At 42.6% G+C, this 25,209-nt stretch carries 21 protein-coding genes and 2 pseudogenes; 7 read left to right on the top strand and 16 right to left on the bottom strand.

Features of this window, described 5'->3' with window-relative positions; all coding sequences use genetic code 11:
* Positions 1 to 56: 56 nt before the first annotated feature.
* A complete protein-coding gene (locus V7K49_RS22255) occupies positions 57 to 908 on the top strand; it encodes an alpha/beta fold hydrolase (protein ID WP_334870728.1) in 852 nt (283 codons plus the stop codon).
* A gap of 199 nt (positions 909 to 1,107) precedes the next feature.
* Positions 1,108 to 1,689: a protoporphyrinogen oxidase HemJ gene (gene hemJ / locus V7K49_RS22250; protein ID WP_334870726.1), complete on the top strand. Its 582-nt coding sequence runs from the start codon at positions 1,108 to 1,110 to the stop codon at positions 1,687 to 1,689.
* Positions 1,690 to 1,768: 79 nt separating this feature from the next.
* Here hemJ and V7K49_RS22245 read toward each other — a convergent pair whose 3' ends face one another.
* Positions 1,769 to 2,677, bottom strand: a complete 909-nt coding sequence (locus V7K49_RS22245; RefSeq protein WP_335207500.1) for a peptidoglycan-binding protein — start codon at positions 2,675 to 2,677, stop codon at positions 1,769 to 1,771.
* 398 nt (positions 2,678 to 3,075) lie between these two features.
* Between V7K49_RS22245 and V7K49_RS22240 the strand changes: the two genes are divergently transcribed.
* Positions 3,076 to 4,224, top strand: coding sequence for a leucine-rich repeat domain-containing protein (locus V7K49_RS22240; protein ID WP_335207499.1), 1,149 nt, complete (start codon positions 3,076 to 3,078; stop codon positions 4,222 to 4,224).
* Positions 4,182 to 6,242 carry a COR domain-containing protein gene (locus V7K49_RS22235; RefSeq protein ID WP_335207520.1) on the top strand — a complete coding sequence of 687 codons (2,061 nt, stop codon included), beginning with the start codon at positions 4,182 to 4,184 and terminating at the stop codon, positions 6,240 to 6,242. The genes V7K49_RS22240 and V7K49_RS22235 overlap by 43 nt, the downstream gene beginning before the upstream one ends.
* Positions 6,243 to 6,585: 343 nt before the next feature.
* Here V7K49_RS22235 and V7K49_RS22230 read toward each other — a convergent pair whose 3' ends face one another.
* From V7K49_RS22230 to V7K49_RS22210, 5 genes are all read right to left on the bottom strand, one after another.
* Positions 6,586 to 7,326, bottom strand: coding sequence for a toll/interleukin-1 receptor domain-containing protein (locus V7K49_RS22230; protein WP_335207498.1), 741 nt, complete (start codon positions 7,324 to 7,326; stop codon positions 6,586 to 6,588).
* A gap of 236 nt (positions 7,327 to 7,562) precedes the next feature.
* Entirely contained in the window at positions 7,563 to 9,311 is a 1,749-nt protein-coding gene (locus tag V7K49_RS22225; protein WP_335207497.1) for an NAD+ synthase, read from the bottom strand.
* A gap of 159 nt (positions 9,312 to 9,470) precedes the next feature.
* On the bottom strand, positions 9,471 to 10,217 hold the full coding sequence (locus V7K49_RS22220; RefSeq protein WP_334870715.1) for an NUDIX hydrolase: 747 nt from the start codon (positions 10,215 to 10,217) through the stop codon (positions 9,471 to 9,473).
* Positions 10,178 to 10,777 carry a nicotinate-nucleotide adenylyltransferase gene (locus V7K49_RS22215; RefSeq protein WP_334870714.1) on the bottom strand — a complete coding sequence of 200 codons (600 nt, stop codon included), beginning with the start codon at positions 10,775 to 10,777 and terminating at the stop codon, positions 10,178 to 10,180. The genes V7K49_RS22220 and V7K49_RS22215 overlap by 40 nt, the downstream gene beginning before the upstream one ends.
* Positions 10,778 to 10,820: 43 nt before the next feature.
* Positions 10,821 to 12,236 carry a nicotinate phosphoribosyltransferase gene (locus V7K49_RS22210; protein ID WP_334870713.1) on the bottom strand — a complete coding sequence of 472 codons (1,416 nt, stop codon included), beginning with the start codon at positions 12,234 to 12,236 and terminating at the stop codon, positions 10,821 to 10,823.
* Positions 12,237 to 12,686: 450 nt separating this feature from the next.
* Between V7K49_RS22210 and V7K49_RS22205 the strand changes: the two genes are divergently transcribed.
* Both V7K49_RS22205 and V7K49_RS22200 read left to right on the top strand, forming a co-directional pair.
* Positions 12,687 to 12,836 carry a nicotinate phosphoribosyltransferase gene (locus V7K49_RS22205; RefSeq protein ID WP_334721861.1) on the top strand — a complete coding sequence of 50 codons (150 nt, stop codon included), beginning with the start codon at positions 12,687 to 12,689 and terminating at the stop codon, positions 12,834 to 12,836.
* Positions 12,837 to 13,031: 195 nt separating this feature from the next.
* Entirely contained in the window at positions 13,032 to 13,283 is a 252-nt protein-coding gene (locus V7K49_RS22200) for a hypothetical protein (RefSeq protein WP_335207495.1), read from the top strand.
* Positions 13,284 to 13,561: 278 nt separating this feature from the next.
* On the opposite strand, the pseudogene V7K49_RS22195 reads toward V7K49_RS22200, so the two are convergent.
* The 10 genes and pseudogenes from V7K49_RS22195 to V7K49_RS22150 all read right to left on the bottom strand — a co-directional run.
* A pseudogene (locus tag V7K49_RS22195) lies at positions 13,562 to 14,125 on the bottom strand (sensor histidine kinase); the annotation flags it as partial.
* 13 nt (positions 14,126 to 14,138) lie between these two features.
* Positions 14,139 to 14,291: a hypothetical protein gene (locus V7K49_RS22190; RefSeq protein WP_335207523.1), complete on the bottom strand. Its 153-nt coding sequence runs from the start codon at positions 14,289 to 14,291 to the stop codon at positions 14,139 to 14,141.
* 108 nt (positions 14,292 to 14,399) lie between these two features.
* Positions 14,400 to 15,932 (bottom strand): trehalase family glycosidase, encoded by a 1,533-nt coding sequence (locus tag V7K49_RS22185; RefSeq protein ID WP_335207494.1) that lies wholly within the window; start codon positions 15,930 to 15,932, stop codon positions 14,400 to 14,402.
* A 643-nt stretch (positions 15,933 to 16,575) separates the two neighbouring features.
* Entirely contained in the window at positions 16,576 to 19,398 is a 2,823-nt protein-coding gene (treY, locus tag V7K49_RS22180) for a malto-oligosyltrehalose synthase (RefSeq protein WP_335207492.1), read from the bottom strand.
* On the bottom strand, positions 19,305 to 19,745 hold the full coding sequence (locus V7K49_RS22175) for a hypothetical protein (RefSeq protein ID WP_335207490.1): 441 nt from the start codon (positions 19,743 to 19,745) through the stop codon (positions 19,305 to 19,307). Before V7K49_RS22175 ends, treY begins: the two co-directional genes overlap by 94 nt.
* Before the next feature lie 306 nt (positions 19,746 to 20,051).
* Positions 20,052 to 21,899, bottom strand: a complete 1,848-nt coding sequence (treZ, locus tag V7K49_RS22170) for a malto-oligosyltrehalose trehalohydrolase (protein ID WP_335207517.1) — start codon at positions 21,897 to 21,899, stop codon at positions 20,052 to 20,054.
* A gap of 170 nt (positions 21,900 to 22,069) precedes the next feature.
* Positions 22,070 to 23,179 carry a HigA family addiction module antitoxin gene (locus V7K49_RS22165; RefSeq protein ID WP_335207488.1) on the bottom strand — a complete coding sequence of 370 codons (1,110 nt, stop codon included), beginning with the start codon at positions 23,177 to 23,179 and terminating at the stop codon, positions 22,070 to 22,072.
* Complete coding sequence (locus tag V7K49_RS22160; RefSeq protein WP_335207486.1) at positions 23,169 to 23,510, bottom strand: type II toxin-antitoxin system RelE/ParE family toxin; 342 nt, start codon at positions 23,508 to 23,510, stop codon at positions 23,169 to 23,171. Before V7K49_RS22160 ends, V7K49_RS22165 begins: the two co-directional genes overlap by 11 nt.
* A 146-nt stretch (positions 23,511 to 23,656) precedes the next feature.
* On the bottom strand, positions 23,657 to 24,070 hold the full coding sequence (locus V7K49_RS22155) for a thiol-disulfide oxidoreductase DCC family protein (RefSeq protein WP_335207484.1): 414 nt from the start codon (positions 24,068 to 24,070) through the stop codon (positions 23,657 to 23,659).
* Positions 24,071 to 24,220: 150 nt separating this feature from the next.
* A pseudogene (locus V7K49_RS22150) lies at positions 24,221 to 24,814 on the bottom strand (Uma2 family endonuclease).
* A 10-nt stretch (positions 24,815 to 24,824) separates the two neighbouring features.
* Here V7K49_RS22150 and V7K49_RS22145 point away from each other — a divergent pair.
* Positions 24,825 to 25,160, top strand: coding sequence for a hypothetical protein (locus tag V7K49_RS22145; protein ID WP_335207482.1), 336 nt, complete (start codon positions 24,825 to 24,827; stop codon positions 25,158 to 25,160).
* Positions 25,161 to 25,209: the final 49 nt, after the last annotated feature.

Below are 25,209 nucleotides of genomic sequence, written 5' to 3'. Positions count from 1 at the left end.
CAACGCAGTGGCTCCCCAATGCCACATACCCAATGCCCAATCCATAGGAAAATAGCGTGTCAATAACAGAACATAAAATCAATGTAGATTCACTGGAATGGTTTTATCGCGAATCTTTACCAATCGGTAGAACTGACTTAGTGCCTGTGTTGTTGCTACACGGCTTAGTTTCACAAAGTTATAGTTGGCGTAATATTATACCTGCTTTAGCGAATCAAGGTACAAGAGCGATCGCTCCAGATTGGATTGGTTATGGCAATTCTTTAAAACCAGAAAAACGAGATTTTGCTTACACTCCCGATGCTTTTATTACAGCTTTAGAAGGATTTATCAAAGCGCTAGAAATTGAACATTTTTCTCTAGTTGTACAAGGCTTTTTAGGTTCTGTAGGACTACAATATGCTTTGCGTCATCCAGAACAAATTGCTAATTTAGCTATCTTAAATACACCAATTTCAACTGCTGCTAAATTACCCTGGAAAATTAAACAAATGGGTTTACCTTTGGTAGGTGAAGTCATGACCCAAGACCCCCTATTAGTTGACCGGACGCTAGAAGGTGGTAGCCGTTATCGCATCGGAGATAAGGATTTAGATATTTATCGCAAACCATTTTTGAAAGCTTCTACATCTGGTCGAAGTCTCTTATCAAGTATTCGCAATTTACAACTTGATTCAGCAATGACAGAAATCGAATCTGGTTTTAAAGAATGGCAACAGCCAATTCTGATTCAATGGGGGATGATTGACCCTTGGTTATCTGTAGACATTGCCCAAAATTTTACAGATTCTGCACCAAATGCCGAATTAATAAAACTTAATAACGTCGGACATTATCCTCAAGAACACTACTACGAGACGATTTTAGAAGACCTTTTACCCTTTGTGCGTCGTAAAGATACACATTGACAATATCCCTTTGGCAAAAATCGATATTATAAAAATGAAACCACAAATAAACACAGATAAATTATCGGTATTTATCTGTGGTAAAGAAATAAATTCTGGATTTTTGCTAGATTTATAAATGTTATCCCCGCCTGCATTTGTGAACTTTTTATTACCATTAAAAATGCATTAAAACCACAAGTAAAGGAGATTAAGACTTATGGCTTATTCATGGTTTAAAGCCTTTCATATTGTCGGATTTGTAGTCTGGTTCGCTGGTTTGTTCTACCTAGTACGTCTTTTTATCTATCACGTTGAAGCTAATCAAGAACCTGAACCAGCACGAACGATACTGAAAAATCAGTATCAAATTATGGAAAAGCGCCTCTACTCTATTATCACTAACCCAGGAATGTTCGTGACGATCGCAATGGCTATCGGTTTATTAAGCACTGAACCGGACGTATTAAAAGAGGGTTGGTTGCATATTAAACTGCTGTTTGTTGCCATTTTAATTGGCTATCATCATTACTGCGCTCGGCTGATGAAGAAATTAGCAGTAGATGAATGTGGCTGGAATAGTCAGCAATTACGTGCTTTAAATGAAGCACCTACAGTTATGTTAGTAGCGATCGTCCTGTTGGCTGTATTTAAGAACAATCTACCTACAGATATCGCTGCCTGGGCTATTTTTGCCATGATTATTTTCATGGCAGTCACTATTCAGCTTTACGCCAAAAAACGCAGGCAAGATAAAGAGAAGCTGACGGCAGAAATAGGGCAACCACAAGAACAAGGTTAGACAAAGTAAGGTAGCACAGCTGTGCTACCTTACTTAAACGTTGCATCACAACAACAAATGCTACCAATAAACCATTACCTCATCCTGGAAACATTTTCAGTAAATCATCTCCAGGAATCACGCTAGTGTAAAAACTATACTTGCGATTAGCGAGATAACGGCGGTCTTGTTTAACAATCGCCATAAACTCTCTATGTCCCTCACGAGTACGTCCTACTAAACAACCCGCACTAGCAAGGCGAATATCATTCCGGGGAAAATCAAAGCCGTAGTGTTGATTCACATAAAAATCATCACCTGTATCAAGTTTGTCGCCAGTCCGTTTAAAATCTTTGTTGAAATCTCTACAAACAGTTATATCTCCAACTTGCACTAATGCTTCGTGAGGCTCTGCTGTGCCGTGGATGCCAACAGCCCAAGCTTTGTATTGTCCAAACTGAATCCTAGCTGCTCCTTTAGGATTCATCGGATTATAAGTGTAGTACCTCCCTGGTTCTGTAGTCGCTTCCCAGTGATCTACGATTTTTGGAACGCCATTTACTACTTCAATCACAATCCGGCGATCGTTAAATTGATTGGGTGTGTCACTGTTGAGAGTCCAGTCTGCATCTATGCCCTCTACATAAACAATGTTGTATTCTTTTAGATTGGTGAATACCTGATAATCTTTAGATAGCAAGTATTTCACTATCTTGCTGGCAATGTCATTACCGAGTTTTAAGGGGGGTTTAGGAAGATCATCTGGTTTGGTTTCAATCAGTTTCTTGGCTGTGACTGCTGCTAAAAAATCACTCTCTCCAGTCTTTGCTAATTCTTGAAATTTTTTGAGAGATATCACAGAAACAGGGCCAAATTTACCATCGGCTGGTGGTTCCAGCAAACCTAAGCCGATTAACAGTATCTGAATCTGACGAGACAATTCTTCATCTCCAGCGATCGCATCAAATCCCCATTTTTCCTCTTTTCCCAAGAAATCTTGTAGTTTCATTATGCACCTACCTTCATTTACTTATTTCTAAGTATAAACTTCACTTTAAAAATTGATGTTGTCTGAAACTATACTCTAATTGAAATATAATGTTACAATTTTTACTATTAGTTTATAATTCAGCACACAAAAATTCCCAGAAATTATACTGAATAAAAAACTATTTATTGGCAATATATATTAAATTTTTTCCGTAATATGGTTCGAGTTCAGAGGTTGAATGGTGAACGATTTCGTAGGGGCGCAGGAGTCTGCCATGATGTCTAAGGGCGGGCTACGCTAACGCACATTACCATAATCCAATCCTTGATACAGGCTACATTATTAATTAGCTCAATTTCTCTGCTGCGCGTCCAAGCAGCAACTCGTCGTCAGGCATCGCCTCTGTAAAACCCGAAATGACTAACGAAGAACTGCTGCAAATTATTGAACAAGCTGTCAGAAAAAAGCTGACAAAATTAGACCTTTCTGACAAAGGTTTAACAACGCTGCCACCAGAAATTGTCCAACTTACTAACCTGCGATCGCTAGACCTCAATAGCAATCAACTGAGCAGTTTACCGCCGGAAATTTTTCAACTGGTTAACCTGCGATCGCTCAATCTTAGCAATAATCAACTGAGCAGTTTACCGCCGGAAATTTTTCAACTGGTTAACCTGCGATCGCTCAATCTTAGCAATAATCAACTGAGCAGTCTACCACCGGAAATTCTCCAACTCACCAACCTGCAAACGCTCTACCTGGGTAGTAATCAACTGAGCAGTTTACTGCCGGAAATTTTCCAACTGGTTAACCTGCAATCGCTCAATCTTAGCAATAATCAACTGAGCAGTTTGCCACCAGAAATTTTCCAACTTACCAATCTGCAAACACTCTATTTCTCCAACAATCAACTGAGCAGCTTGCCGCCAGAAATAGTCCAAATGGTCAGCCTGCAATCGCTCAATCTTAGCAATAATCAACTGAGCAGTCTACCGCCAGAAATTTTCCAACTCATTAACCTGCGATCGCTCTATCTCGGCAACAATCGACTAAGCAGTTTGCCACCAGAAATTTTCCAACTTATTAACCTGCGATCCCTCTACCTTAGCAACAATAGACTAAACGGTTTGCCATCAGAAATTGTTCAACTTAATAATCTGCAAACGCTCTATCTCCGCAGAAATCGACTAAGCAGTTTGCCACTAGAAATTATCAAACTTAACAACCTGCGATCACTTAACCTTGGCAGAAATCAACTGAGTAGTTTGCCACCAGAAGTTATCCAACTTAACAACCTGCAAATGCTCTACCTCGACAACAATCATCTGAGCAGTTTACCGCCAGAAATTAAAGAACTAGTAAATCTGAAAAAGCTTGATCTTCGTTGTAACCCAGTCCCCATACCACCTGAGATTTTGGGGTCAAAGGATTTAACCGAAGATCCGGGTGATGTGAATGAAATTCTCGATTTCTATTTTCGAGTGCAAGATCCAACCGAAACCGAACCCTTCTACGAAGCAAAATTCTTGATTATTGTGAAGGAGGAGCAGGTAAAACCTCTTTAGCCAAGAAAATTAAAAACGAAAACTATAAACTCCAGCCAGATGAGAAATCAACCGCAGGCATCGACGTGATCCAGTGGCACTTTACACAGCCCAATGGCAAAGATTTTCGCGTTAACATCTGGGATTTTGGCGGTCAAGAAATCTACCACCAAACCCATCAGTTTTTCCTCAGCAAGCGTTCTCTTTATGCTCTAGTGGCCGACACTCGCAAAGAAAACACTGATTTTTACTGGTGGCTGAAGGTTGTCGAACTCTTGAGCGACAAAAGTCCAGTTATCATCATCAAAAACGAAAAACAAGACCGTCAGTGCGAAGTCGATGGGGGCCAGTTACGAGGAGAATTCAGCAATCTGGAGAAAATACTGGCAACCAATTTAGATACTAATCGCGGTTTAGGGGAAATTAAAGACGCTATTCAGCTATACATCAGCAATCTTGACCATGTTGGTACACCTCTACCAAAACTCTGGGTAAGAGTCAGAGCCGCTCTAGAGAACAATTCCCGAAATTACATCAGCTTTGAAGAATACTGTAACCTTTGCCGAGTCAATAATTTAACTGACCGTAAAGACATGCTGCGTTTGAGTAGCTATTTACATGACCTCGGCGTTTGCCTCCACTTTCAAAACGATTCTACACTCAAACACTACGTCATCCTCAAACCGGAATGGGGGACAACTGCCGTTTACAAAGTTTTGGACAGTCAAACTTTCAAGCAAAACCCCGGTTGTTTTACCAAGGAAAACCTCAAAGATATTTGGCAAGATAGCGAATATGCAGATATGCGCGATGAACTCTTGCAATTAATGATGCGGTTCAAGCTTTGCTACGAAATTCCTGGCCGTCGTGACACCTATATTGCGCCTCAATTGCTCTCTATTGAAAAAGCTGATTATACCTGGGACGAACGCCACAACCTAATCCTGCGCTACACCTATACATTCATGCCCAAAGGCATCCTCACCCGCTTTATTGTCGAGACGCACCCTTCGATTGAACAGCAAAAACTCGTTTGGAAAAACGGTGTTGTTCTCAACAAAGACCAAACTCGTGCTGAAATCATTGAAAACTATAATCAACGGGAAATTAAAATCCGTGTAGCCGGAAACCGCAAAAAAGAATTGATGGTTGTCATCACCCATGAACTGGAAAAAATCCACAACTCTTATGAAAGTTTGCAATATCAAACTTTAGTTCCTTGTAACTGCGAGACTTGCAAAAATCTGCCCACACCTTATTCGTATTCTCTGGACTCACTCAAAAAACGTTTAGATGCAAACCGCTACCAAATTGAGTGCGAAAACAGCTATGAAATGGTGGATGTCCGCAGGTTAATTGATGATGTCATGTTCCAACCCGATAGACCAGATAAGGAACTCAACCCTCAGGTTGCACAGTTGCAAAAGGAACTGGAACGAAAGCGAGATGAATCATTGACGCATCGATTACAAGATAGCAATCAAAAGCAAGTATTTATCTCCTACACTTGGCGGGATAAAGAAAGCAAAACACTTGTAGAAAAAATAGAGCAAGCATTTGAAGCCAAAGGCATCAAAATTCTTCGTGACAGCAATGAAATTGGCTATAAAGAAAGATTTAAAGAATATATGCAGCGTTTAAGCCGTGGTATATGCGTAATTTTAGTAATCAGCGACCAGTATTTAAAATCCGAAAATTGTATGTATGAACTGGTTGAAATTTCTAAAAATGGGAATTTATATCAGCGAATCTTTCCTATTATTTTAGCAGATGCCAATATTTTTAACCCTATTGAAAGAATTAAATATATTGAGTACTGGGAAGAGAAAATCAAAGAGTTAAACGCAGCGTTTAAAAAAGTAGATGCAGATAATTTACAAGGATTTCGAGAAGATATTGACCAATACAGAGAGATACGTAGCACGATCGCCAAACTTACCGACCTGCTGAGAGACATGAATACTCAGACTGAAGATATTCACAGCGAATCAGAATTTGAGAGATTGGTGAACGCGATCGCACACCGCTTAGATGAGTAAAAAGAACCTATTGATTAAGCTCAGAGGTTGAGCAATGTCTCCGACAAGCTAGACTTACGCCCTTTTAACTAGATAATTTCTGTTCTCAGGTGCAAGCTTTAAGTTCAAAAGTAGAATAATGAGGGTAAAAAGCGCAACTTCGAGGATAAAAGGTGCAATTTCGAGGCTAAAAGGTTGAGCGATCGCTCTTTTAACTCGACAACTCGTGTTCTAAGGTGCAATCTTCGAGTTCAGAGGTTGAATGATGAAGCTTTGAGGTGAAGCGATCAGATCAACGTACTTTTTATATTTTCACAACTACAGACTTCATTGGGGGCATGGCGATTACTGTTTTAAAATATAATTACAAAAGTTTTTGCTCGATTTTCTCAAGCTGCCGATCTAATCTATTTTGTTCTGTTTGGGCTTCCTGAATTTGCACTTCTAGTTTCCACTTTGTAGATACATCCGTTTCAATGGCGTATGCTTGGCGCAGCCGACCTAATTTTGTGCTAGCCAGGTCATACTGTTGTTGTAGTGAATCCCGTTCTTGCTCTAATCGGCGACGCTGGCGATCAGTTAAACCTCCACTCGTTGCAGGAGGGCTGGAAGTCGCAGCTGTAGTATTTCCAGAAACAGTTGAGGAGGGTTTTGATTTAGCAATATCTTCAACTACTCTCTGAATCCCTTGAGCGACATTTAAAAAAGCCTCATCTTGGTCTTGCCAAGTTGTGACAGGTTTGGCATTTTTAGGGAATGCTTGCAGTTTACCAAAAGGCGCACTATTCCAGTCTGTCGGCTTAAGAATAATGGGAATTACACGAGCTTCTTTGTGTTCATGTCGCTCCATTGCCCGTGTCATTTCTTTGTCATAGCAATAATCTGAAGCCAGAAAGTTAGCACTCACCAGCAGCAGAATGATATCTGCAACATTCAGATTATCATCGATCGCATTTGCCCATTCACTACCAGCACTGATTTCGCGGTCATGCCAAGCCTCAATAACTCCTTGACGTTTCATCATGCTAAGATGAGTTGCCAGTTCGTCTCGCAACACTTCATCTTTGTAAGAGTAGGAAAAAAATACTTTAACTGCATTATACATATTCTTAAATTTACTTGATTAAATAGCTGTATGAGAGTATATAAATTAATTTTCCCAGAATAAAAGCCCAAACGGAGAATATTTATTTAACGTGAGTTCGATGGATTATATAGTGTCAGTCTAATCAGCCTAATAAAAAAGCTTTTACTATGCAAAACGCAAAACCTGTCCCTCTCCGCATCGGAGAAGGACAGACTTTAATAAAAGTTCAAGGTAGTGAGAGGTTTGATAACTAATTACTTGATTTGCGGATGAGCATCTTTTCCATCCCAACAGACTAAGGTAGGTGTAGGTATAGTTCTAGTCTGGTAAGCCTTTTTGACACCAACCCAGTTACTAGCAATTGGCATTCGCCAACCAGTTCCAAAGGCGCGATCAGTGATTTTCAATCCGGGGGGTGCTTGTCGCCGTTTAAATTCAGCCCGCGCCACCATTTGGATTACTCGGTCTACAATCACCGGATCGTGATCGGCTGCAATAATTTGCGCTGCTGATTGGTGGTTGTGAATCAGGCGTTGCAAAATATCATCCAAAATTTCGTAAGGCGGTAGAGAGTCTTGATCAACTTGACCTGGTTTGAGTTCGGCGCTGGGTGGTTTAGTCAAGACGTTTTGCGGGATAATTTCATTATTGCGATTTAACCAATTGCAAAGTGAATATACACGGGTTTTAGGAACATCTGCAATTACCGCTAACCCGCCATTCATATCGCCGTAGAGGGTACAGTAACCAACTGCCATTTCTGACTTGTTACCTGTAGATAGGAGGAGATAACCAAATTTGTTAGCGATCGCCATTAATAAATTACCCCGAATTCGGGACTGGATATTCTCTTCTGCCAGTCCAAACTCAGTCCCTGCAAACAAATCACCTAATGTTTGATCAAAGCCTTGCATTAACTCCCCAATTGGTAAAAGATTAGTCTTAATTCCCAAATTTTCGGCTAATGCCACAGCATCACTAATGGAATGCTCCGAACTATAAGGGGAAGGCATGAGAACACCAAGGACATTTTCTTTACCAAGTGCAGCAGTTGCGATCGCTGCTACTATTGCAGAGTCAATCCCGCCACTTAAACCCAACACTACTTTAGAAAAGCGACACTTGCGAGCATAATCTCGCACTCCCAAAACCAAAGCTTGCCAAATTTCTTCATCTTCCGATTCATATGCAGGTGCTACAGAACCCAACTGCAAATCCCGTTGCGCCTCGTCAAATTCTACTACCACTAAATCAGTGTCAAAGCCACGCGTGCGACACATAATTTCACCTTGACGATTCAAGGCAAAACTACGCCCATCAAAAATTAGGTCATCATTTCCCCCAACCTGATTAGCATAAATAATCGGTTGTTGAAAACGGACTGCACTATACCTAAGCATTGTTTCACGAAACTGCTGCTTGCCGACAGTGTAGGGGGAAGCAGATAAATTTACAATCAAATCTACACCCAGAATTGCTAAGTCAGCAATTGGATTTACTGCATAACTCCGTTTACCCCAAAATTCCTCATCGTTCCATAAATCTTCGCAAATAGTTACGCCAATATGGATATTATCTAGAGTGAAATAATTAGCTTGCAAGCCTGGTTCAAAATAGCGACGTTCGTCAAATACATCGTAAGTAGGCAAAAGTCGCTTGTGAAAAACTTGCTTGACCTTGCCATTCTCTAACAAAGCCATGCTGTTAAATAAAGTTTTACTACCAGTAATAGAGGCTTTTAGGTTCTGTTCAACAGTTCCTACCAATACAGCTAAATTTGGTGGTAAATCCTGGGCCAAGTTTTGCAAAGTGATGCCCATCCCTTCCACAAAACTAGGATTTAGCAATAAATCCCTTGGTGGATAGCCACACAAAGAAAGTTCTGGTGTCAACAACAAACGCACACCGCTAGATGCTGCTCGTTGTGCCGCTTCCAGGATTTTTTGGGCATTCAAAAGCAAATCACCAATTGTCGGATTAATTTGAGCGATCGCAATCTTCATTTTTGGTTAGTTAGGAGTTGTTCAATTTTGGATTTTGGGTCGCACCTTTGGTGCGCTTCCAGCGCAACTTGGATTTTGGATTGAAGGAGAAATCTAAAATCTAAAATCCAAAATAGGCAGAGTCAAAATTAATTACTTTGGACTTTTGGTAGAGATTGGTTAAATAAATACCAAAGGTTTATCCTTTAAGGGAGCAAAAGCTTCAGCGTCAAACTTATACAAACTAGCTGGACGACCAGCACCTCGTGATACCTTAATTCCGGTATCGCATAAAAAACCTAATTTGAGTAGACGCGCCCGAAAATTAGAATAATCGGAAAAGTTGTCACCTAAAACTGTGGCGTATAACTGATATAAATCATTTAAGGTGAACATTTCTGGCAAGACTTCAAAAGCCACCGGGCTATACTCTAGTTTATTACGCAACCGCCCGTGCCCATAGGCCAGAATTTCATTATGGTCAAAAGCTAATTGCGGCACTTCTTTTACCGGATACCAAGCTATGCCAGTCATGCGATCGGCAATCAATTCGGCTTCCTCAAATCGCACTAGGGCAAAGTAACTAACTGATAGATAACGCACACCATAACTATCGGTTGCTTCCCGTGGATCGCGATTTGGCCCTCCAAATGTATACAGTTGTTCTAAGTAGAGATTGTTTACCTTAATTTTCTCCGCCATAATGCGATAGGCGGCATCTTCTAAAGACTCTCCTCGACGCACTAAAGTACCGGGAAGACTCCAATGATTTAAAAATGGTTCCTGCTGTCGCATTACTAGTAAAACTAACAGCCGATTTTGTGCAGTATCTACAGAAAAAATTACATTATCAACACCAACCTTGAAATCGGCCAAAGGTTGTTGGTTTAGCGGAGTTGGTATCTTTTTTTGGGAACGTCCTGGCATTCGTACAAATGCTCTCGATTAATATAGGCAACTACAGGGGCTGTGAGGGCTTTAGAATCTCCATGTTCGCGGTACGCTGTTGAGGAAACATCTAGACCGGTCAGACTAGCGATCACAATCTTCCCTCCCAGCTTTTGCACTACCTCTGAACTAGACTCATCTATTGCATATCCCGGTCGCGGCACGATCAGTAGTTGCACTTCCTGTAACAAATCTTCAACGCGATACCAACGTGGTAGCTGACTCAGTAAATCTGAACCAATGATCAACGTCAATTCAGCGTCTTCACCCCAAGTAACCTTTGCTTTTTCCACTGTTTCCAGTGTTCTGAAGCTACTCAATTCTTGTTCCAAAGCAATATTGTGCCGTAGCGCGTCAATATTTGCAATCAACAATTGCAGCATTGCCGCCCGATGTTCTAAGGGTGTTTGATGGGACTTAAATGGATTATCCGCTGCCCAAACCGCTACCCAATCATAACGCTCAGACAACCAACTCAGAATTTCTTGATGTCCAGCAGTTGGTGGATCGGCACTCGTTCCAAACAAAGCAATTCTCATACTAATTCGTAATTCGTAATTAAGACAGACTGAAAGAGTACTTTTACCTCTGTGTTCTCTGTGCCTCTGCGGTTCGTTTCTTAGTTTCCTCAGTCAATTCTTGCAGTGCGGCAGAAATTTCCACTTGCACAGCCACAGGATGATCCAAACGCCGTGTCTGTTGTGGCAAACTAGCAACTGAGGCGGCGGTACGCTGACGAATTGTTGCCAACGACTCCAGTGGTTGCACCCGCTCACCCTCCTGCACTACCAACTGCAACAAAGATTCTTCATCCAGAGGACTTTCACCTAAAAGTCCCAACCTATCTGCTTTTACCTTACCTCCCGTAAACGATCGAAAAATCTGCTTGCGCCCTGGATAAGTAACCTTACCACTCGACTGCTTCATCACTGGGATACCATCAATGTCTACAAGTTTATAGACTCCATTTACAGGCGAACCTGTAACTAGTCGCGTTCCCAGTCCGTAACCATCAATTTGGGACCCAGCGGCTTTTAACCTGGCAATTTCCCACTCATCCAAGTCGCCACTAGCAAAAATTGGCACACCAGGAAGGAGCGATCGCACCTCTTTTGATAAGGTAACTAAATCTCCTGAGTCCAATCTCACTCCCGTTAATTGCATTTCCCCAGAATTTACTTTTTGGGCCAAGCGCTGGGCAGCAGCAACAGTATCGTAAGTATCAATCAGCAATGGCGCACCCGGAAAATATCGATGAAATGCACTAAAAGCTTGTTCTTCAGTGCCTTCTATTGCTGACAACGCCATCACCAGGGCGTGTGCCATCGTACCACTTGGCTTTTGTCCCAGTTGTAGCGCTGCTAACACATTGGAAGTGGAATCTAACCCACCTGCCAAGGCCGCCCGCGCCGCCCACAAAGACCCTTGCGGACTAAATGCTCGTCTTGTCCCAAATTCTAAAAGTGTTGCTGACTCCCCCGCTACATCCCTCACCCGTGCTGCCTTTGTGGCAATCAAAGTCTGGTAATTAATCGTATTCAGGAGGTAAGTTTCCACTAGTTGCGCTTGCCAAAGCGGTGCTTCCACCCGCAACAGTGGCTGATTGGCAAAGACGGCTGTCCCTTCCGGTACTGCCCAAACATCACCCGTAAACTTTCCCTCAGCTAAAAGTGACCAAAAGCGATCGCTAGCATGAGCGAAAATTTCCGTCGCCTGTAATGCCGCAATTTGCGAGGGACTAAAGCGGAATTTGGCTAAATATTCCAATGCCTGCGTCAGCCCCATTGCAATTAAATAACCAAAACCCTCTGGCAAACGTCTTACAGACAATTCAAAGCTTGCCCGTCGTTGTTCTATACCTTCGCCTGTGTAACAAGCTGCCATCGTCAACTGATAAAGATCCGTCAGCAAGCTGTAGTCATCCGTACAGAAGTTTAGTTCCTGGTTCTGCTGGCTTTGCTGTTTATGTACATAGTCCAAATCTAAGAAAGTTGTCATGCAAGAGTTTCCTTACAAGATGCTTCTTCTAATTATGGTAATATTTACCATAAATAATGTCAACTCCTAGCAGGTATATTTTAGAGATTGCTGTGTAACGGTAGATTTATAGGTAAATTAATCCTAGCTTCATAGAATATTTAATGTTTTTTAATAGTAAAAGCTAGCAATAATGTTATTTTAACGGCCGGCTAATGAAAGAAAATGATATCCTGCCAAGGCAAGTTTGTTTGCCAGCCTCTTTCCCAGACAGGATTTGGAGAAATAGATAAGTTTCAATTAGAATGAAAAAGAAAAGTTAAACTTTTTGACTAACTAAAGTATTGCGAAGTTATCTGAATAAACATTGCATATATTCTCAATATATTGAGAATTGGAACCAGTCAAGAATATCAGCATTAGAGTATAGGTATCACAATTAAAGCGACTCGAAAAAAGGAGTCCAATATTATGGCTATTTCCAAAATCATTGCGAACATAACCCAGTATATTTCTGAAGCTGCAATGCGGATTTTTGGCCCTACGGATGATGCTTATCCTTCTATTGGCGTACAACCTTTTACAGGTGAGCCTTACGATAAGCGTACAGATGATACTTAGTAGGTGCTGAATATATAGCGCTTCTGTGTTGAGTCCAATAGAGACCTAACCCCCAACCCCTTCCCTACCAAGGCAACTTTTAAAACTCTGACTGGGATTGGGTTTGTGGCTTTATTTTCTAATACGATGGATATAATCATTGCTTTAGGCTAAAACTCTTGTCTGGCAAGGTTTACATCTTTTTATCTAGGGAAAGTGACAGAAGAGGGATATATAGCTGGGTTGCAGGTGTCAGAGTTGGTAGGGTTGAGGTGGAGGAATTTTACGCCAGGCAATCTCACGGGGCAGATTAGTGTTGTGGGGAAGGGGGATAAGTCCCGTCACATTTTATTACCACAATATCTGTGGCAGGAGTTGATGGATTACAGGAGAGACGCGCTCAAGGATGCCTATGTCTTCAAGAGACGCAAGGGGAAAGATAAGCCGCTCCCCGCTCCATATCTATAATGACCGTTATGGTATGGCAGGGAAAGACTTAAGCGATATGACCACCTTTTATAACAAGAGTTTAGGCAAAGAAAAAATAGAGCGAATTGTTGCAAGCATTAGCTAATCGCTGGAGGCAGAAATCTAAGCTTTAGAAGGCTTACAAGGCTTACAAGCCAGGGGTTTTGGTAAGGTTTCTAAAGCTCAGAATTGATTTAAGTCTTTAAACCAAGTTTTGCACTTTATTTAATCCACATTACTAAAGTAAGATTAGATACATAACATTTCGGAAATATTGTTTAGACAGTATGTCGAATCGGGATCTCAATCACAAACTCGGTTTGATGACCGGGTATGGAATGGCACCACAATGAGCCATTATGCTTCTCAGTCACAATCTGATAGCTGATCGACAACCCCAATCCAGTCCCCTTGCCAACTGACTTAGTGGTAAAGAATGGGTTAAACAATTGTTCTTGAACGATTTTTGGGATACCTTGACCGTTATCTGCAATCCGAATCTGTACCAGATGTGAATCAAGCATTTGAGTAGAAATCAGAATTTGACTGGGCTGTTGCTCAATTTCCTCAAACGTGCGCTGTTGATCTCGTTCTTCGAGGGCATCGATTGCATTGCAAATGATATTCATAAACACCTGGTTCAATTGAGAAGGTTTGCACTCAACCAACGGCAGGTTGCCATAATTTTTAACCAATTTAATTTCCCAGTTAGACTTGCCTTTCAGGCGATGCTGTAAAATCATCAGCGTACTATCAGTGCCCTCATGGATGTTGACCTGTTTTATCTCAGCTTCGTCCATACGGGAGAAGTTCCGTAAAGAGTCTACAATCGTTTTAATCCGGACGTTTAAGTTTTTATTTTCGCCCAATCAAGGCAGATACTTGCTTGTGTGGTCCGGTTGGTTCCATCTCAATTAATTCACCATCAATTAGTTCATAGCGATCGCACTCATCGTAGTGGGTAATAAATTCCTCAACGGTCAGAACTTTTGAGGCTGATTGAACCATTGTGATTATTCCTGATGATTTGGTACGAGGCAGCTATGAAGTAATGCTTTCATTGGAGGATGCGTTACTTAAGATGAAGGCGTGAGAAAAAAACTCACGCTTTTTTATTTAAACTTTTTTCCCACAGGCTGCTAAAAGTTCTAGAATGACTCCATTTGTCCAGCCGAAGCCAACTTCATTAGAACTATATCCAAAGCAGATTTCGTCGGAAACGTTGGCAGAACAGCGTTCAACATCATATTTCTCGACTAGGGTGTTGTGACGCCCGAATTCTTTAATTACCATAGCTAGGAATTTATTGGCAATGCGATCGCCTTCTGTATGATACCCATAGCGGTGAAGTCCCTGGACGGCAATTAACGTCAATGGTGCCCAGCCAAAGGGGGCATCCCACTGGTTTCCGGTGACACGAGTACTGGTAAAAATTCCGCCTGGGGCTTCAAACAAAGAGAGATTTTCCACAACACGTTTAGCTTGGGTTGGCGAAGCAATTCCCAGCCACAAGGGATAGAACGTGGTAGCAAATTCGTAACGGCGGCGTTTTCCACTCTGGAAGTGATAGTCCAGATAAAGTCCCTGTTCTTCATCCCAGAGACGCAGATCGATCCGATCGCGGCGGATATCTGCACGATTGCTCCATTTTTGTTCCAGTTGTTCGTTCCCCAGAATATCGTTAATTTGCGCCATGTCTTGTTCTACCTGATACAGCAAACTGTTGAGGCACACAGGAGCGTAGTGGAGGATATCAGCACTGAAAGGGCCAAATCGGTTGGTGATATCAAAACCAGACTCGCGCATGGTGCGATCGCTTTTGTAAAATAGCTTGGTCAGTTGGTCAGTTTCCTGGTTGTAATAAAGACTAACGTCATAATCCTCAACTTCAAAAGTTTTATAGTACTCCTTGACGCGATCGTAGTGGCTTTTCCCCTGCTCATCCCGCTCAGAGAACAAAACTTCTGGTGCGGGACCTTCCCCAAGAGCATAGAATCTAGATAAGCCTGTTGCGGAATTTAGGTGGGGCGGTACTACCCAGTAATAGTAAAATTGCTCTAGCAGCGGTACAATTGACTTTAACCACTCTTCATCCTGGGTGTGCTGGAATAATGCCAAAACCATCATGCTGAGGACAGGAGGCTGAGATCGCGACAGCATGTAAGTCCGGTTGGAATTGAGGATGATCCCGTAATTCTGCACCTGGTACAGCAGTTGGTCTACTTGGCTTTGCGCTAACTCTAATTCCCCATCGTGCAAAAGTCCCAGTAATATAAAGTAGCTGTCCCAGCCATACATTTCATTAAAGCGACCACCTGGTACGACATAAGGCCCTGGTAGGTATAGTAACCCATGCTCTTTAATCGCCTCGACTTCAGGTGGCAAAGTGCGAATTTCCAGCTGTTGCATATCCTTGGGAGATAGCGATCGCTCCAACACACTCTGAATATTGGGACAATCTTCTAAAGGTGAAATATAGACAATCCAAGCAGTGTCTGCTTTGTGGTATAGCTTGGTATCCTTTGCAGATTGTAATAAGTGTTCGTGCGATCGCGTTAAGGTTTTCCATGTCTTTTTGATATGGGCCCGCACGGTATCAATCTGCGTGGTGGTAAACGCTGGAGTTTGGATAGAAGATGAAGTGGTCATAGTATCATTTTCAATTTGACAGGGTGTTGAAGAGTTCGGATTTTTTTAACGCAGAGAGAAGTATGAGCGGCGGCTTTTGCCGTTGATGCGAAGCGGTTTCTCGTCAGACATCTGAACTTATCCTAAGCGACACGCTGCGCGAATGGTGGGAGCGCAGAGGTTTTACGGCGTTTTCTCTGGGCGAGACAGATTTATTTTTTTATCGGACTTAGGCAGAAGAGATCCCCCCTTTTAAAGGGAGTGGGCGCGGTCTTCTCCCAACAGCCCTTACTCCGTAAAGGAGACGCTCTTGCGTTCAAGCATCCTACGGCAGGTGTTAGGCTGTGGCAATGTGAGAAGGGGAGCCACTGCCTTAACTATGCCCCGTCCAAGCGTGGGCGGAACAATTCCATTATCGTCAATCCAAAATCCTCAAGCCCCATACCCGTACTTCGTCCCGCTACGCTAAGGTAGTCGGGGGTCAGCACTGAGCGACTTGTATCGACTTGTACTGAGCGGCGTCGAAGTAGCGAAGTCGAGGTAAGCCGAAGTGTCAATCCAAAATCGTCAATCCAAAATCCAAAATCAATTGACTCCCCATGAGCGACTGGCGTGGGGAGTGGGGAATCGAGGCTTCAGGTAGTTTCAGTGCGTAAGTCCTGTTTTACTCGGCACTACTAACTAACAGAGCAACTGGAAAATGGGTAAGGGCTGCTGCGATAGATAATGTTTCTGTAACCTCCAAAGGTTGCTGAGTTAGGACGTTTTTCCAGGTCAAGGGAGTTCCAGGGGGTAATTGCAGGTGCGTATCTTGCCAAACTGACTCGCCCAAGGGGTTGTCTCCAGGCTGGATGAGGCTAGTTAAAAAGCGAGGCGCGATCGCGATCGCTGTTTGATTCCCTTCCCGCCGCGCAAAGGCGATAATGTGATTGGCGTAGGTTCCCTGAACTTCTAGTGGCAAATAGTCACCGTCCTGGAATAATGAGACATAGTTTGTTCTGGCTTGGAGTAATTGAGCTGTTAAAAATAGTTTGATTCTGCCGTCTGTTTTGTCGTTCAGCAACTCCTGAATTAGTCCGAGAATGTCTGTTTTTACTTGTTCGCGGATGGCGCTTAAGTAAGTACGTCGTTGTTCAAAATCCACGGGACGGCGATTGTCTGGATCGACTAGGCTTAATTCCCAAAGTTCCGTTCCCTGGTAAAAGTCAGGTACGCCGGGTACGGTAATCTTCAGCAGAGTTTGGGAAAGGGAATTGAATATACCATAGTCTGCAATTCGCTGTTGAAAGGGACGAAACGCTTCTAGAAATTCCCCGGAGATCGAAGGGTCAAGTACCTTGTCAATAAAGGAGGTACAAGCTTCTTCATACCTGCTATCAGGTCGCAACCATGCTGTGTGGACTTTCGCTTCTCTAATTGCCTTAATTATATAGTCTTTCACCCGTTCCATGAAGGATGCATATTCATTTTCTGCAAAGGGAAACGCCCCTACTAGGGTTTGATAGATAAAATACTCATCGTTGCGATCGGGCATAGCAAACCCGTGGCGTACACCGTAGGGGTTGGTGAAGCCATCGCTACGATGTCCTTGATTCATGGCGCTCCAAGTATTTACCTGCTGTTCCCACTCATCGGGGATTTCTGAGAGGACATTCAACCTGGCGCGCACATCTTCGCCGCGTTTGGTGTCGTGGGTGGCGGTGGTGTTCATTGTGTGAGGCCAGGTTGCTTGGTGCTGTTCGTTAAAGCCATGAAATTTGGCTACTGAAATCCCAAAATGACCAGGATTACCTCCAACTTCATTCAGCGAAAGCAAGCGATTGTAAACATATAATGTGGTGTCTTCTACGCCTTTTGCCATCAAAGGCCCGCTGTATTGCTGCATCCGCAAGACAAAATATATCCACTGTTCGCGTTCTGTTTGAGTAAGAGAATTATCAAACTCTAGCAGCATTAACTTTTCAATAAAGTTCAATTCATGATGTAACAGGGGCGCTTGTTCTTTGGCTTGGTCAATTACTTCTTGAATGGTAGCGCGATCGCTATCCCCAATTCCATCGGGCGTAATGTATGTCCGGTAAATCGGGAACAGTGTTAAAACTTCGGCGATCGCTCTTTTTAGTCCATTCAGTGTAAAATCATTGCCATAGCGATATTTGCTGGAAATATTCTTTAACAATAGAGCCAGATTGTCAATGTCTCCTGCCAAATTCTTTTCCAGTATCAGATGCTTTTTATCCTTCACCACCGATGCATAATCTACTCTGGAGCCGATAAAGTTATGGTATATTTTATCGAACTTCGATTTATTTTGCGTTTGACAAAATATGCCATTTACATAATTCAAAAAGTCATATCCAGATGTCCCTTCAATTGCCCAATTTTCCGGCAATTCTTCGGTGAGTTCTAAAATCTTCTCCACCGTGATGTAAATATCCCCTGTTTTTTCCCGCAGCCTTTCGAGGTACTGGATTGGGTTATAAAGTCCATCAATATGGTCAATTCTTAAACCTGTAAATGTGCCTTCTTCAACCAACTTTTGAATTAAGCTGTGGGTGTTATTAAAAACTCGCACTTCTTCAACTTTAACGGAAATCAGTTCATTGACAGTAAAGAAACGGCGGTAATTCATTTCCTCCGCCCCAACTTTCCAATAGGAGAGACGGTAAAACTGGTCATTCAGTAAATCATCTAGGAGGTTAAAGCTTTCTGAATTGCCTGGTTCTCCGTTGAAAGTTTGGATATTTTCGTCAATGAACTCGCGGATAACATCGTTTGTGGTGTAGAGTTCCCAAACCAATCCTTTAATAAATGCAATTTGGTCTTGTCGCTGTTTTCCCGCAACCTCTGAGGGCACACTTTTGAGAATATATAGAATCCCCAATAGCTTAATAAAATCGGGGTGATTGCGTCCCAGTGTGCGCGTGAGTTTACCCAGATTCTGAGTGATAAATTTTGTGTAAGACTCTAACCGCAACGGCAGTTTCAAGCTGTAATAGTTTACAGTTAAACCGTTTTGTTCATATTGTAGTTTAATGTCTCCGTTTTCCAAGGATACACCGTAGAAATCTCCCAGTAGCGGTGCTAGGATTCGCTCTTGGCGATCGCCAAAGGGAGCATTCCAAGAAAGGTCGAAGTAGTCGGTATAGCTGGAATCTGGGCCGTATTCTAATACATCCAACAAGTAAGGGTTTTCGCTGCTATAGGCCATGTGGTTGGGCACAATATCTTGTAACCAACCCATACCAAGGGATTGAACTTCACCAACTAATGCATCAAAGGATTCATTAGTTCCCAGTTCTGGGTTGAGTTGAGTGGGATCTACTATATCGTAGCCATGCGTACTCCCGGATCGTGCGTAGAAAATGGGGGAGGCATATAAATCAGAAATACCTAAATCTGCCAGATAAGCTGCGATCGCCTTAGCGTTGTCAAAGCCAAACTCAGGTGTAAACTGAATTCGATAAGTTGCAGTAGGAATTCGCATATTTTTTTGTTTCTAGTGGGAGGTAGGGAAGTAGGAAGTGGAGAGTTTGAGCCTTTGAGGTCGGAAGTTGAGCTTTTGAGGTTGGAAGTTGAGCCTTTGAGGTCGGAAGTTGAGCCTTTGAGGTCGGAAGTTGAGCCTTTGAGGCTGACAGTTGAGCCTTTGAGGTCGGAAGTTGAGCCTTTGAGGTCGGAAGTTGAGCCTTTGAGGTCGGAAGTTGAGCCTTTGAGGCTGACAGTTGAGCCTTTGAGGTTGGAAGTTGAGCCTTTACAGCGATTTAAAAATGAATAGACTAATAAGACAACCTCACTTCCATTTTTCTCTGCTACAAGGCTACGGTGTACACACAAGTCCTTTCTGAACGCAATTTTTGGTTAAGTCTCATCCACTCCTGAGAAACCTCACCCTGATTTTGCTACGCAAAACCTTCCCTCTCCTTACTAAGGAGAGGGATGTCCGATAGGACAGGGTGAGGTTTTTCTTTTGTTTTGGGTAATTCGATAACTTGTGTGTACACGGTAGCTGCTACAAGGAAATAGGCTTTGAATCTTCCCCTTCCCTAGTAGGGAAGGGGGTGGGGGGTTATGTCTAGCTTTTGTGCTTCATTTAACTGAAAACTTCTGTAAGGCTGAAAGTTCAAGTTCTAACTTTTCCCTTCATTCCCTTTCATACAGGACTATACTAGTAGCTTTTATTCTCACTTCTTGGCCCACAGACAGATGTTCAGCGGCTTCAGAACCAGGCCCAGACCATGAGGTATCTGCTGAGTCTAATAGCTTATGAGCATTATGCCCAATAGGCAAAGTTACTGTCATTGTAGACGAATTGAAATTCATCACAAATATTAGTTCACTTGATTCACACCAACGACGCACGATGACCAACTCCTTTTCTTTATCGCTAGTCGCTTGGATGAAATTGCGGTCTTGATTCAAAAGGGCTGGATGCGTCTTGCGGAAATTAATTAACTGGCGATACCAATCCCACAGAACTTTGTGCTTACCTTCATTGCGTAATTGCCAATTGAGTTTAGATTTTAGGAAAGTTTCTGCCGATTCTGGATCTGGGGGATCATCTGCATAGTGAAATGCTTCAAATTCTTGTTTGCGTCCGGCTCGAACTAATTGAATTAAATCAGCATCGGAGTGACTGACAAAGTACATGAAGGGTGCTGTTTCTCCGTATTCCTCTCCCATGAACAACAGGGGTAAGTTGGGCGACAGCAGCACAGCGCCAGCGGCTAACTTTAATCCTTCAAAAGAGATCCGCTGGGTAAGGCGTTCTCCTTTCATTTGATTGCCGATTTGATCGTGATTCTGAATGCAGATTGTAAACTGTGATAAAGAGCGATCGCGGCAAGATACCCCATGAAATCGCTTGCGGTGTGGTGCATACTTCCAATCGTAGACAAAAGTATCTTCATAAGCTTTCGCTAGATCAGCAGTTTGCCCAAAATCTTCATAATATCCTTGGCGATCGCCTGTCAACAGTGTGTGCAATGCATGGTGGAAATCATCACTCCACTGGGCATCAATTCCATATCCCCCCAATTCTGCCGGACGAATTATTTGCGGATTATTCTGGTCACTTTCAGCAATTAAATGGCGTTTCCATTTTTGCCCTTGTTGTGAGAAATGATGAATTGCTTCCCCCAGTTCCCATAAAAAATGCTTCGCCCCCAAGTCGTAAATTGCTTGAACGGCATCCAGCCGCAATGCATCAATGTGAAACTCGCGCAACCAGTAGAGCGCATTTTGGATAAAATAGTTTCGCACACCCTGACTATGGGCATCGTCAAAATTTAGCGCATCGCCCCACGGCGTTTTATAGGTTTTAGTAAAGTAGGGCGCGAACTGCGCCATATAATTACCTTCTGGACCAAAGTGGTTATATACCACATCCAGCACTACGGCAATATCGTGTTGGTGGCAAGCATTTACCAGTTGCTTCAGGTCAGCTGGGCTACCGTAGGAATTTTGGACAGCATAAGGGTAAACGCCATCATAGCCCCAGTTGCGATATGTCAGAGAAGCTTCAATATGGGTGTCTCCCGGAAACTGGGAGATGGGCATGATTTCAATGGCATTAATTCCCAATTCTCTCAGTTCCGGTAAGCGGGAAATGATCGCGGTGAAAGTTCCTTCAGGCGTGAATGTGCCAACGTGGAGTTCATAGAAAATCAGCGACTCTACAGGAATGCCAGTCCACCCTTCATCAGTCCACTCAAACTGTTGATCGATAATTTGAGACGGCCCATGTACCCCTTCAGGTTGATACTGCGACGCTGGATCAGCAAAGGTATCTTGGCCATTTAAGACATATCGATAAAGTGTACCTGGATACACATCGTTCACTTTTATCTGCCAGTATCCCTCAGACTGAGGCTTGAGCGGAATTAACTGCGGTTCTGGCGTCAAAATTTGTACTGTGACGCTATCTAATAGTGGAGACCAAACTGTAAACTCACACTCTCCGTTACCCAAGTAGTTAGCACCAATTCTCACGCAGTATCCTCCCATCAGTTCAGTTTGTTGTGCCGAATTGTGGCGCGTTCGCAAATGTCATTGATTGTACAATGTTTACAAACACGCCAGATAGCATAATGGTTGGTCTTGCAGACTTTTTGCTAGCACCTGGAGGCGGATTTTTATACTGAAAAAGTCTATCTAATTAGTTATTCATCATCAAATGCCCACTCAAGCTTTTGTTTGAGGTCATTGCAGTGACTAGGCGGTAAACAATTATCGTGCTGAAGTCTACCAACTAAAATCCCTGGTGCAATACCGATTTCAGCAGCAAACTGGATAATATTCGCTTTACTGAATTGTTGAACTGATGCCAGAAATGTTTTCAAATCGGCAGTGGGGATGAGTATATCCGCAGCGAATTTATTTGCTTCTTCCTCCTTTTCTTGATCATTGACAGATGTAACACCTGTACCCTCAAGAAAGAAATCACGCTTACCATGCAGCAAAATGTGACCAGCTTCATGGAAGAAAGTAAACCATAAATGGTCATCAGTCTTGTAACGCAGGCTGAGTTGAATCAGCGCTTTGTTAGGATTCAACCAATGAGTTGCTCCACTGGTTCGCGTTTTAGGAAGTTGTGGCACAAAAACTACAGCAACACCAGCTTCTGCACATAGCCGCTCCACTTTTAGCTGGAAAATTTCTGGTGGTTCCACAGTTAAAGTGCGGATTTTTTGCAGTGCTTCCCGAAACTTGTTGGCATCATAGGGAGCACAAGCAATCTCAGATGCTTCAATTTCTCCTCGACGCAGCCAAGCGGTAATAGCACCAAGGTCACTTTTAAATGCTTCAGATTTACGAAAATTTATATGAGTGTTCAACCATATTCCCTCCCAATTTTCAGGGGAGGCGACGGCGAAAAAATTTAGCACCTCCCGCAGTTGCTCAACTTTGTCCCGATAGCGGTGAATCCAGCCAGACTTAATCATGGCTGTAACAGGAATTTCTTTCAGCCACGATACTTGCTGTTCTAAGCGCTCTTTTTCTTCCTGTCGCGCTAAAAATTCCCGGTATCGTCGTTCGTGATTGTTCCAAAAACTAGCTGAGATATTGAATACCAGTTCTAGCTGTAATGCAGTCTCAGGGGTAATTGCTGCTTTACCATTAATAATTTCGTTAATTGTTTTTTTTGGTCTTCCAGTCCGTTCCGCGAGTTCTGCTTGGGTCATCCCCCGTTCTTCCAGAACTTCTAGCAGGGTATCCCCAGGAGGAGAAACGTAATCTGGATTATACTGATTTTGGATCTTACTTTCCATGTGTATTCTCCACGCCGATTATTCTCACGGCAGTTACTTGACTCCAGTCGATACCACCATCTAATTTGGTAGGAATTGGTTCATTTGCTGGCTCAAATATTAGCCGATATGGATGATCCAAATCCAGCGATAATTGACCTGCGTGATCATAAAGCAATTCGTGGCAACGTCCATGGAGATTTCGCATATCCTCAAGTACATTGGCATAGTAACGTAAATGATCTAGCCGTAGTCGGATACGTTTTGCTCTATCTGCACCCTGATTTTTCACTAGAAGCCGTTGGTTATTGCACTCTTGTTCAAATTTACTGTTCTCAAATACAATATCCATTATAACACCAAGCCTAAAATATTGTTAACCTCAAGGGTTAACAATATTTTAGGCTTGAAACTCAAAAATGATAGTAATCCTCCGGAAACAGGGGTTATCTTATTGAATACTAGAACTTATGTACTAAAGCTAGCTCAGTCTCAAAGTTACTCATTACCTGCTTTGCAGCTACCATCAACACAGTATGACGATTCATAGGTATTAGAACGCTTACCGAAAAGTGCATAGCGGTTATCGCGGATTTGTTCGTAAAAGCGATCGCCTGCCCACTTCATCCCCGGTAATGCCCGATAAGCGTCTACAAATATACTTCCTGCTGGCAATAACCGTCCAATTTCTTCCGCAGCGTTACTACCTTGCCAACGTCTCTGAGGTTCATTGGCATCAATTAAAATCACCCCCTGTTCACAGTCTTGGGCTGTAATTCCCCATCGTAAAAGTGTCTGCTCATCTTGCATCGGACTGTAGCGAAACAGCTTTCCTTGGTCTAAGGATTCTAGCGATCGCACTAGGGTAACGCAGAGATTACAATTTCCGTCGTAGATTACGTAGTAATTCATAAAAATAACGGCTCTTTGGCAATTGACTTGTCAGATGTATCTCAATACAACTTTGGTATTCTAGCTTAGAAAACCGTGGCGATCGCTCTGTCCTCAGCGAAGCAGTGCTAAGTAATCCGATTCACTTCAGCCAAAACAAAATTTCTTTTGTTAAATATGCATAATGTCGTCAAGTTTAAACTGGAAATTTGGCAAGAGTTCAGAAGAAATAGTATCTCCTAAGCGATATTGTTCCTGCTGGTACACACCGTTAACTAATTGACAAACGGTGAACGTGGGTTGTTTGGGATTACCGATAAATTGCAAACCATCCAAATCACGAAAGTCCACAATCCAATATTCTGGAATGTTCAGAAAAGCGTATTCTTCCACTTTCCTTGCATAATCATCTTGCCAATTAATATTCACAACTTCAGCAACAAACTTGATTTTATTAACGTTACAAATAATAGGTTATTTTTGCCAGAGCGGTTCTTTACCAAGTTCTGCTTTATCTAAAACAATTACATCAGGGCGCAACGCTGTGGCTTCAGCAGCAGGTGGTTTTATCAGACAAGTTTTTGGAATTAGCCAGTTGAAATTAGAACTAAAAATTTCTACATAGATTCTACCAGCAACAGCTTCGTGTGGCCCTGTAGGTTCCATGTCTCTTAGTTGTCCATCGATTAGTTCGTAGCGTGTATTATCACCATATTGGGCTATAAATTCCTCAAAGGTAAGTAGTTTGGGTGAGGTGTAGGTCATAGGTCTTGTTTTGACTTGGACTTTGGCTTATTGTAGCGACTGCCGTTGCAAAGTACAGCAAGGAATAAGGTTTCAAGAATTAGTGCGTCAGTTGCATACACTAGTACAGCACGGCGGAAGTTTGCCTACTTTTAACAATGTAAGTCGTCGCATTCACAATGCAAGTCGTCACATTCACAATGCAAGTCGTCACATTCACAATGCAAGTCGTCGCATTCACAATGCAAGTCGTCGCATTCACAATGTAAGTCGTCACATTCACAATGTAAGTCGTCACATTCACAATGCAAGTCGTCACATTCACAATGCAAGCGATCGCATTCACAATGCAAGAGATTACGTTTAGATAGACTAAAGGGCTTGTCCTCAAACATCACCCCCGGTTTGCAGTTATC

Origin of the sequence: Nostoc sp., assembly GCF_036919675.1 — a bacterium.
Lineage (GTDB): Bacteria > Cyanobacteriota > Cyanobacteriia > Cyanobacteriales > Nostocaceae > Nostoc.
The sequence above is the reverse complement of the archived record's forward strand: the minus strand, read 5'-3'. Positions and strand labels throughout refer to the sequence as shown.